Annotated in this window: 7 protein-coding genes, 8 tRNA genes and 1 rRNA gene; 12 read left to right on the top strand and 4 right to left on the bottom strand. The window is 39.2% G+C overall.

The genetic code is table 11. The annotated features are described in order from the left end of the window. From rrf to KUA55_RS14760, 12 genes are all read left to right on the top strand, one after another. Positions 1 to 77, top strand: a 5S ribosomal RNA gene (gene rrf / locus KUA55_RS18765); the annotation flags it as partial. A 16-nt stretch (positions 78 to 93) separates the two neighbouring features. Next, a tRNA-Val gene (locus tag KUA55_RS14810) sits at positions 94 to 166 on the top strand. A 3-nt stretch (positions 167 to 169) separates the two neighbouring features. Beyond that, a tRNA-Lys gene (locus KUA55_RS14805) sits at positions 170 to 242 on the top strand. A 9-nt stretch (positions 243 to 251) separates the two neighbouring features. Further along, positions 252 to 333: transfer RNA gene (locus KUA55_RS14800), tRNA-Leu, on the top strand. An 11-nt stretch (positions 334 to 344) separates the two neighbouring features. Continuing rightward, positions 345 to 417, top strand: a tRNA-Thr gene (locus tag KUA55_RS14795). 27 nt (positions 418 to 444) lie between these two features. Further along, positions 445 to 516: transfer RNA gene (locus KUA55_RS14790), tRNA-Gly, on the top strand. A 23-nt stretch (positions 517 to 539) separates the two neighbouring features. After that, positions 540 to 625: transfer RNA gene (locus KUA55_RS14785), tRNA-Leu, on the top strand. Between the two features lie 17 nt (positions 626 to 642). Beyond that, positions 643 to 716: transfer RNA gene (locus KUA55_RS14780), tRNA-Arg, on the top strand. Between the two features lie 19 nt (positions 717 to 735). Continuing rightward, positions 736 to 809, top strand: a tRNA-Pro gene (locus tag KUA55_RS14775). 135 nt (positions 810 to 944) lie between these two features. Continuing rightward, positions 945 to 1,412, top strand: a complete 468-nt coding sequence (locus KUA55_RS14770; protein WP_218327166.1) for a CtsR family transcriptional regulator — start codon at positions 945 to 947, stop codon at positions 1,410 to 1,412. A 5-nt stretch (positions 1,413 to 1,417) separates the two neighbouring features. After that, positions 1,418 to 3,913 (top strand): ATP-dependent Clp protease ATP-binding subunit, encoded by a 2,496-nt coding sequence (locus tag KUA55_RS14765; protein ID WP_218327153.1) that lies wholly within the window; start codon positions 1,418 to 1,420, stop codon positions 3,911 to 3,913. Between the two features lie 117 nt (positions 3,914 to 4,030). After that, positions 4,031 to 5,695: a hypothetical protein gene (locus tag KUA55_RS14760; protein ID WP_218327152.1), complete on the top strand. Its 1,665-nt coding sequence runs from the start codon at positions 4,031 to 4,033 to the stop codon at positions 5,693 to 5,695. Between the two features lie 29 nt (positions 5,696 to 5,724). Here KUA55_RS14760 and KUA55_RS14755 read toward each other — a convergent pair whose 3' ends face one another. From KUA55_RS14755 to KUA55_RS14740, 4 genes are all read right to left on the bottom strand, one after another. After that, the gene (locus KUA55_RS14755) at positions 5,725 to 6,681 is read right to left on the bottom strand and encodes a biotin--[acetyl-CoA-carboxylase] ligase (RefSeq protein ID WP_218327151.1); all 957 of its coding nucleotides are present in this window, start codon (positions 6,679 to 6,681) and stop codon (positions 5,725 to 5,727) included. 115 nt (positions 6,682 to 6,796) lie between these two features. Beyond that, positions 6,797 to 7,600 carry an ABC transporter ATP-binding protein gene (locus tag KUA55_RS14750; RefSeq protein ID WP_218327150.1) on the bottom strand — a complete coding sequence of 268 codons (804 nt, stop codon included), beginning with the start codon at positions 7,598 to 7,600 and terminating at the stop codon, positions 6,797 to 6,799. Then, positions 7,578 to 8,522, bottom strand: a complete 945-nt coding sequence (locus KUA55_RS14745) for an ABC transporter permease (RefSeq protein ID WP_218327149.1) — start codon at positions 8,520 to 8,522, stop codon at positions 7,578 to 7,580. Before KUA55_RS14745 ends, KUA55_RS14750 begins: the two co-directional genes overlap by 23 nt. Positions 8,523 to 8,550: 28 nt before the next feature. After that, positions 8,551 to 9,513: an ABC transporter substrate-binding protein gene (locus tag KUA55_RS14740; RefSeq protein WP_218327165.1), complete on the bottom strand. Its 963-nt coding sequence runs from the start codon at positions 9,511 to 9,513 to the stop codon at positions 8,551 to 8,553. Positions 9,514 to 9,727: the final 214 nt, after the last annotated feature.

Below are 9,727 nucleotides of genomic sequence, written 5' to 3'. Positions count from 1 at the left end.
TCGAACACAGAAGTTAAGCTTTTTAGCGCCGATCGTAGTGAGGGGTTGCCCCTTGTGAGAGTAGGACGTCGCCACGCGAATTTTTTGATTTATGGAGGTTTAGCTCAGCTGGGAGAGCATCTGCCTTACAAGCAGAGGGTCAGCGGTTCGAACCCGTTAACCTCCATATGAGCCGTTAGCTCAGTTGGTAGAGCATCTGACTTTTAATCAGAGGGTCACAGGTTCGAGCCCTGTACGGCTCATAAAGATATGCGGGTGTGGCGGAATTGGCAGACGCACTAGATTTAGGATCTAGCGCCTTCGGGCGTGGGGGTTCAAGTCCCTTCACCCGCATTAAATAAAACGCCGGCTTAGCTCAGTTGGTAGAGCATCTGATTTGTAATCAGAGGGTCGAGGGTTCAAGTCCTTTAGCCGGCACTTTTTTAAGAAAAGCAACGAAAGTTTGCGGAAATAGCTCAGTGGTAGAGCACCACCTTGCCAAGGTGGGGGTCGCGGGTTCGAACCCCGTTTTCCGCTTTCTCTGAAAAGACCAGGGACATGCCGGGGTGGCGGAACTGGCAGACGCACAGGACTTAAAATCCTGCGGTGAGTGATCACCGTACCGGTTCGATTCCGGTCCTCGGCATTAGTACGAATAATGATGCGCCCATAGCTCAACTGGATAGAGTGTTTGACTACGGATCAAAAGGTTAGGGGTTCGACTCCTCTTGGGCGCGTAGTCTTTTCTTATTTTTACGGGAAGTAGCTCAGCTTGGTAGAGCACTTGGTTTGGGACCAAGGGGTCGCAGGTTCGAATCCTGTCTTCCCGATTCTTAGAAGGTGAAAACCTTCTATTTTTTTTACTCATTTTTAAACAGATAAGCTATTACTCTTTCTTTCACATGCTAAATTCGTTATAATTAAGGTCAGAAATAGTCAACAGAAATAGATAATGGGAGAGGATAATAGTGAGTCGAAATACCTCAGATTCAATCGAAGCATATTTGAAGGGTATCTTAGAAGACCATGAAATAATTGAAATCAGGCGAGCGGAAATGGCTCAATTGTTTAATTGCGTACCTTCCCAAATTAATTACGTGATCAATACTCGTTTTACTTTTCAAAGAGGATATATTGTTGAAAGTAAGCGCGGCGGCGGTGGTTATATTCGGATTAGCAAAGTACAGATTTCCGATCAGCACTATTTCTTAGAACAATTAATGAATTCTTTTGGAACGGAAATTTCGGAAGCAAATGCTTTTGGAATTATTCAAAAATTATTTGAAGAGAAAATTGTAACGGAAAATGAAGGAAATTTAATGCTGAGTGCATTGTCGAAAAACACATTGGGAATTAGTCAAATTGAAAATAGATTACGGGCGCGTGTATTACATGGATTTTTAGAACGTTTGAGTTATGAAAAAAAGGAGTGAAATAGATGGATCAATTATATACTGAAAGAGCGAAAGCAGTCTTGACGATTGCCCAACAAGAAGCAAAGTATTTTAAACATCGTTCAGTTGGTTCAGAGCATTTATTATTGGCTTTAGTTATTGAACAACAGGGAATTGCCGGAAAAACCTTGCGTCAAATGAATTCTACGGAAACGGATATTCGTGAAGAAATTGAAAATATGACTGGTTATGGTTCAGTGACCAATTATGCAGAAGGTAGTTATTTACCTTATTCACCGCGAGCAAAACAAATTTTGATTTTTGCTGATGATGAAGCCAAACGTTTCAATGCTAAATTGGTTGGAACTGAACATATTTTATTGGGCTTACTGCGGGATGATGAGATTTTGGCTTCTCATATTTTAGTCAATCTTGGATTAAGCTTACCTAAGATGCGTCAATTGCTATTACGTAAAATGGGCGTCAACGAATCGATGACTGGTAGCAATGGTCAAAACAATCGTAGAAAACCGGCGAAACAAGCGACAACCAATTCACAAGGGACGCCAACGCTTGATAGTTTGGCCCGTGATATGACCAAACTAGCTCGGGAAAAACGTTTAGATCCAGTGGTAGGTCGCGATAGTGAAGTTCGTCGTGTTGTTCAAATTTTAAGTCGCCGAACTAAAAATAATCCAGTTTTAGTGGGTGAACCCGGTGTTGGTAAGACAGCTATTGTAGAAGGCTTAGCTCAACGAATAATTACGGATGATGTGCCAGAAGACATGCGTGGAAAACGTCTAATGATGTTAGATATGGGCGCATTAGTAGCGGGTACAAAGTATCGTGGTGAATTTGAGGATCGTTTGAAAAAAGTGATTGATGAAATCTATAACGATGGCCAAATTATTTTATTTATTGATGAACTGCATACTTTAATTGGTGCCGGTGGTGCAGAAGGTGCGATCGATGCTTCAAATATTTTGAAACCAGCTTTGGCTCGTGGTGAATTGCAAACAATTGGTGCTACGACTTTAGATGAGTATCAAAAATATATTGAAAAAGATTCTGCATTGGAACGTCGTTTTGCCCGGGTACAGGTGGAAGAACCAACTCCTGAAGAAGCAGAAGAAATCTTAAAAGGCTTACGCCCACGTTATGAAGAACATCATGGGATTAAGATTACTGACGAAGCATTACATGCGGCGGTATCTTTATCAGTTCGTTATATTAATTCTCGTCAACTACCAGATAAAGCCATTGACTTAATGGATGAAAGTGGTGCAAAAGTCCGCTTAGATACGACAGATGAAGAATCTGAATTGGTAGAATTGAAACAAGAATTAGAAAACTTATCAGCAGAAAAAGAAAAAGCGATTCAAAACCAAGACTTTGAATCAGCTGCTCGTCTACGTTTGAAAGAAAAGCAAATGGCACAGGCTGTTGAAGCAGAAGCTTTGAAAGAAGCCAAACAGGAAAAAGGCTATGCGAATGAAGTAACGGAAGAAGATGTCGCTGCAGTGGTTTCTCAGTGGACCGGTGTGCCATTGCAACAATTAGAGAAAAAAGAAAGTCAACGGTTATTGGATTTAGAAAATGTATTGCATAAACGTGTGGTAGGACAAGAAGACGCCGTTAAAGCTATTTCGCGAGCAATTCGGCGGGCTCGGAGTGGTCTGAAAGATCCAAACCGACCAATTGGCTCATTTATGTTCTTAGGTCCAACTGGTGTGGGTAAAACAGAATTGGCGAAAGCATTAGCAGAAGCGATGTTTGGTTCTGAAGAATCATTGATTCGAGTAGATATGTCTGAATACATGGAAAAATTCAGTACCAGTCGTTTGATTGGTTCGCCGCCAGGATATGTTGGTTATGACGAAGGTGGTCAGCTAACTGAAAAAATTCGTCAAAAACCTTATGCTGTCATTTTGCTAGATGAAGTTGAAAAAGCCCATCCAGATGTTTTCAATATCTTATTACAAGTTTTAGATGATGGCTACTTAACCGATGCAAAGGGTCGGCGAGTAGACTTTAGAAATACAATTTTAATTATGACATCAAATATCGGCGCCAGAGAAGTCCGCGAAGAAAAGAGTGTCGGCTTTGGAGCTAAAGATATCATGCAAGACCATGTCAGCATGGAAAAACGTATTTTTGAAGAATTAAAACGAACTTACCGTCCAGAATTCTTAAACCGAATTGATGAAACGCTAGTATTCCAATCCCTTAATCAAGATCAAATTCATGAAATCGTGAAAATCATGAGCCAGTCAATTGTTGAGCGGATGACCGAGCACGAAATCAAAGTTAAAATTACACCGGCAGCAATCGATGTGATTGGAAAAGTTGGTTTTGATCCGGAATATGGCGCACGACCAATTCGTCGGGCACTCCAAAAAGAAGTCGAAGACCGTCTGGCTGAAGCTTTATTGTCGGGCTTAATTCAATTAGGTGATTCAGTGACTATTGGTGCCAGCAAAGGAAAGATTACTTTGACGGTAAAAAATGCTACTGAAGAAAAAGTTCCAGCTAAAGTATAATGACGAGAACGAGACTGTCAGAAGACAGTCTTGTTTTTTTTAATTTTTTCTCAAATCTATCATTTTATTGTTCAAAAAATGCTAACTTCGGTACAATAAGGCGGAGGAGTTGAGTAAATGAAACGTGCAATTTATCCAGGGATCATTGTGTTGGTAGCAATTTTATTTATTATGCCGCATTTTATTAGTCAAAATATGGTATTAGGGGCGGACGCGCTTTTTCATTACAATCGTTTTTATGAGACTGCGATGCAGATAAAACATCATAATTTTTCACCGTTTATTTCATTGTATGGTTTTCAGCAGTCTGCCCGAGTGGTTAATGCGGTCTATGGACCGGTATTTGCTTATTTTCAAGGATTATTAGTTTTAGCGGCAGGGACTTGGTTTCGCTATCAAATCCTGTCGAATTTTATTTTATATTTAGTTTCAGGTTTCTCTATGTATGGCTTATTACGTTATGGAAAAGTTAAACGACCTTTGGCGACATTGACAGCAATTATTTTTATGACTACTTATACGGTTTTATATTGGACGATTAATCAAGGCTTTACCAGTTGGGGAACTAGCTTGATGCCTTTATGTTTGTTGCCGATTGTCGATATGAGTATGCGGCATCGTTTTCCAGTAGTAAAAGTAGCTTTGAGTGTAGCAGTATTGACCCAGATTCATATGTTGTCGGCTATTATGTTAGGTTGGATTTATATACCTTTTTTCATTAGCTATTTAATAAAGTCAGATATTAAAAAAACACTATGGCAACTTGTAAAAGCAATCGGGCTGTATGTATTATTAACAGTCAATGTCTGGGCTAGTCTATTAATGATGAATTTAGGTAATCATTTGCAGTTTCCGTTTGTTAATTATCATATGAGTGACAAGGCAATTAATTTAAAAGGAAGTTATTGGTTGGATTATCCGCAAATACTAGTACCTTTAGTAATTGTGATGCTACTGATCTTTATTGTGACCCATAAAAAAATTCAAGGCTTTACCAAACAGTTGCTAGGCACGAGCTTGTTCTTTTTATTGTTGTCGACTAGTTTGATTCCGTGGACTTTTTTAGTCCAGCATCATGTACCTTTTGTGTCTTTGATTCAATTTCCGTTCCGTTTCTTTGAGCCTTTTACGATGTTGTTCTTATTTTTTGCAGCTAGTATGTTGGAGCAATTGATGTTCAAACGCTGGTGGCATGGAGTGATGGCAGTCATTTGTTTGCTGAGTGTCCTCGGATCGATTTCAACAATTAATTTGCGCTTGGCTCGATGGGATAATATTTCTTTAAATAAACCTCATACTTATCGGATGAAAAACGTTGAGGAAACCAAAAAGGATTTTTACAGTAAAGATTTACAGCTGGCTTTAGAAGATATGCAAAAATCTAGTCCAGACTATTTGCCAACCTATGACAGCGATCAGAAAAATAGTTACCAATTATATGGAGAACAAATAATTTTAAACGATAAGAATTTTGAAAAAACCGCTAAAAATGGTGAATTGACGGTCACTTGGGAGAGTAAAACAGCTGGCATGGCTCGTTTGCCGGTAATTGTCTATCGCCGCACGCAATTAAGTCAAAACGGCCAACCATTAAAATATACGGATTTATCAGAAATTGGTAGTCCGACAGTAACTGAAAAGGTTGGAAAAAATCAATTGACAGTGAAATATTTGGTACCGTGGTATATTTATTTGAGTTTTGCGGTGAGTGTGGTGAGTTGGTTCGGTTGTTTGATCTTTAGTTTGCGAGAAGTTCGTCGCTTCCAAAAATTTAGAAAATAAAAAGCAAATCCAACGAGGATTTGCTTTTTTTATTGGATGCTGCTTAAACTAATTTCTCCAGAAGACAAGGTCATTTGTTCACCATCGACATCCACCACTAGTTCGCCGGTATTAGTAATGGCAATAGCTGTGCCGTAATGAGTTTCTTTTTGACGAATGAAGCTGACTTTTTTTCCTAAGACAAAAGATTTTTTACGATAAGTTTCTAAGTATTCAGCGGGGTCGGCCGCTAATAGTTTGAAGAAACGTTGCCAAATTTCAATGATTAATTGATTGCGGGTAATTGTTGGCTGGCCATCAGGAAAAATTGAGCTCGCTTTGTCTTGAAGTTCTGTTGGAAAACTATTTTGGGGAATCGAAAAATTAATGCCCATGCCGATAATGATGTATTTGAGTGAATTTGTCTCCACATCGGTCATCGCTTCAGATAAGATACCGACGATTTTTCTACCGTTTAGATAAATATCGTTGACCCATTTGATTTGGCTGTCTTGTTGTGTTAATGCATCGATGGCTTCAGCAACTGCAGCTGCCATTAGCACTGTATATTGTGGTAACTCAGCTAATTGTTCTTTTGGTTCTAATAACATGCTCATATAGATACCAGCTTTTTCTTTTGCGAAAAAGGGACGATTGAAGCGTCCACGAGGTGCTTCTTGCATGTCGGCTATGACAAGTAAAGGAGTCGGCGTGCCTTCTAAGACAGAGAGCTGAGCGTCTTTCATAGTAGAAGTAGAAGTCGCCAATACTTTTACAGCCACTCGGTTGTCTAAGCCTTGCTGGATTTCTTTTTGCTCTAAAATATCAGAAGGCTGATAGCGATAGCCATTAGCAGTATGTTGGATTAAATAGCCCTTTTTTTCCAGTTCTTTGATTGCTTTCCAGATGGCTGTACGGGAAACACCAATTTCTTTGGCTAATGTTTCGCCAGATAAGACATGATCAGCAGTCTTTAAGCGTTGTAATACGATTTCTTTGGTTGACACAGGCTCGTCTCCTTTTTAATTAGGAACTGTTTTATTCCTAGTCTATTTTTTCTCAGTGTATCAAAAAAAGGACGAGAAGAAAAATCTTCCCGTCCTAAAGAAGGATGAACCAGTTCTAGGCTAATAATAAAGCGTCGTCTTTTAATTCCACACCGGAATTTTTTTGGAAAAGCGTCATTAATTTTGGCACCGTCAAATCTTGTTTTTCTTCCTGTTTTAAATCTAAGGCAATTTGTCCTTGATGTAGCATAATCAGACGATTGCCATAACGAATCGCATCTTCCATATTGTGAGTCACCATGAAAGCTGTCAAATGGTGCTCGGTGATTAATTTTTGCGTTAATTCCATTACCGTAATGGAAGTCTTTGGATCTAATGCAGCGGTATGCTCATCTAGTAAAATTAAATCTGGTCGTTGTAAGGTAGCCATTAATAATGTGATGGCTTGGCGTTGACCACCTGATAATAAGCCGATTTCAGCATCTAAGCGATTTTCTAAATTCAAGTTTAAAGTCGCTAACTGTTCTTTGAAGAAGTTGCGGTTTTTACTTTTTACACCACGGCTGAATCCGCGTTTGTGACCACGTTTCATAGCTAAAGCAAGATTTTCTTCAACTGTTAAACGGACAGCTGTACCCATTTTAGGATCTTGGAAAACCCGGCTGATATATTTTGAGCGTTTAGTGACTGATTGTTTGGTAATCTCAGTATCATTTAGGAATAGTTGACCATCTTCCACAGGCAAAGTTCCTGCCACGCTATTTAATAAAGTCGATTTACCAGCACCATTTCCACCGATAATTGTAACGAAATCACCAGGTGAGAGAGCTAAGTCAATGCCGCGCAATACATGGTTCTCGTTGACAGTACCTTTTTCAAAAGTTTGATGTAAGTTACTAATTTTTAAGACTGGCTGCATTGCTTTTCTCTCCTTTTTTGTTTTCTCGTTTCGAGCTTTTTCCGATGTTTAAGTTTAATTTTTCTCGAATTTGCGGTAATGATAGACAAATGACTAAGACTATCGCAGACGCTAATTTAGAATCTGACGGTTCGACATTCATTTCGAAAACCAAAGCTAAAATGAAACGGTATAAAATAGCGCCGACTACGATAGTTCCTAAACGAATCGCAATTGGTTTGTTACGTAATAATACTTCAGCGATGATGATTGAAGCCAAGCCGATAACGATGGTTCCAACACCAGAGTTTAAATCAGCAAAGCCATTGTTTTGGGCTAATAAAGCACCAGATAAAGCAATACAACCATTTGAAATCATGTAACCTAATAATTTCATGTTTTCAATCTTGATACCATTAGCTTCACTCATATCAGGATTGTCGCCAGTCGCACGAACTGCTAAACCAATCTCTGTCCGGAAGAATAAAATCAATAAGATGATAGCAATTAATGCAATCAGCAAACCAATTAAAATGACTGAGTTGTTACGGGAAAGCCCTAAAGTTTGAACCCCGCTAAACAAAGTATCTTCTCCTAATAAAGCAATGTTTGGTGCCCCCATCACACGAGATGTGATTGAGTATAAACCGGTCATGGTGATGATCCCTGCCAATAAAGGAGGTATTTTAAATTTTGTGTTTAAAATACCGGTTACTAAGCCAGCAGCCATCCCGCCGACAAATGCCAATAAAGTAGCAGCAACTGGATTTAGACCATTAACGATTCCGACTGCTGCAATCCCCCCGCCTAATGGGAAACTACCTTCAGCTGTTAAATCGGCAATGTCTAAAATTCTAAAAGTAAACCAGACCCCAATCGCCAACAGCGACCATAATAATCCTTGCGATGTGGCTGATAATAATAATCCTAAAATATTACTCATGATTCATCCTTCTTTCTGGTTCTTCTTTTTAAGGTTCTTTGATTGTTTCAGGGTCGATGCCTAATGCTTCGGCCATATCTTTATTCACGACTAATTCTAAATTATCTGATTCTTCAACAGGCATATCAGCAGGTGTTGCATCGCCATCTAAGATTTTAGCAGCCATCTTACCAGTTTGTTCACCTAATGATTCATAGTTAATGCCGACTGTTGCTAAACCACCAGTATCGATTTGTTCAGTAGAACCAGCAACTAGCGGAATTTTATGTTCTTTTACGACTTCGCCGATGACTGAGGCAGCAGAGGCAAAGGTATTATCAGTTGGAACGTAAATGCCATCAGTTGATGTTGCTAATGATTCTGTTACTTGCTGGACATCATTAGTGGTGTTGGCTGTTTTGACTTCGACCTTAACGCCAGCTTTTTTTAACGCTTCTTCAGCTAAATCTGCTTGGATTTTTGAATTGGCTTCACCTGCGTTATACATAATGCCAATGGTTTCAGCGTCAGGTACGATTGAAAGTAGTAAAGCAATTTGTTTGTCGATAGGCACCATGTCAGTTGTTCCAGTGATATTGCCGCCAGGTTTCTTGTCGCTTTTAACTAATTTTGCTTCTTTTAAATCGGTGACTGCTGTTACGGTAATTGGAATTTCGGTTGTCGCAGTTGCTAAACTTTGTGCTGCTGGTGTAGCAATCGCCAAAAGTAAGTCTGGATCTTCTTTGACTAATTTTTCGCTCATACTTTTTAGATTGTCTTGGTTGTTTTGGGCATTTTGATAATCAATTTCCAAGTTTTCGCCTTCGGTATAACCACCAGCCTCAAGCCCTTTTTTGAATCCTTCATAAGCATTGTCTAATGAAGCATGTTCAACTAATTGTAAAACACCGACCCGTTTTGTTTCGCTGTCTCCGTCCGTATTGTTTGAACCACATGCTCCTAATACCAATAAACTAATTAATCCCATGCCTGCTAATATTTTTTTCATAATTATTCTCTCCTTTTTTAAATAAAAATCACCCACCTAGAAAGACTAAGTGGGTGATGAATCTACCAAGAGTTTATAATTCCCCTTAGCCACTTAGTACGTCTACGTGGCTGGGTATTGCAAAAAGCTCTAGCCATCATAGATAAACACAAACCTTGACTGTTTGCATCCATCTTGATGAATACAAACACTATCTAAAATAGCTAAAGTAATAGCG

The sequence above is a fragment of the Enterococcus alishanensis genome, assembly GCF_019218635.1.
GTDB lineage: Bacteria > Bacillota > Bacilli > Lactobacillales > Enterococcaceae > Enterococcus_A > Enterococcus_A alishanensis.
The sequence above is the reverse complement of the archived record's forward strand: the minus strand, read 5'-3'. Positions and strand labels throughout refer to the sequence as shown.

Bases quoted from the DNA above. Each gene is read 5' to 3' on its own strand.
- KUA55_RS14765 (WP_218327153.1), top strand. From the start codon at position 1,418: ATGGATCAATTATATACTGAAAGAGCGAAAGCAGTCTTGACGATTGCC.
- KUA55_RS14760 (WP_218327152.1), top strand. From the start codon at position 4,031: ATGAAACGTGCAATTTATCCAGGGATCATTGTGTTGGTAGCAATTTTA.
- KUA55_RS14750 (WP_218327150.1), bottom strand. From the start codon at position 7,600: ATGCAGCCAGTCTTAAAAATTAGTAACTTACATCAAACTTTTGAAAAA.
- KUA55_RS14745 (WP_218327149.1), bottom strand. From the start codon at position 8,522: ATGAGTAATATTTTAGGATTATTATTATCAGCCACATCGCAAGGATTA.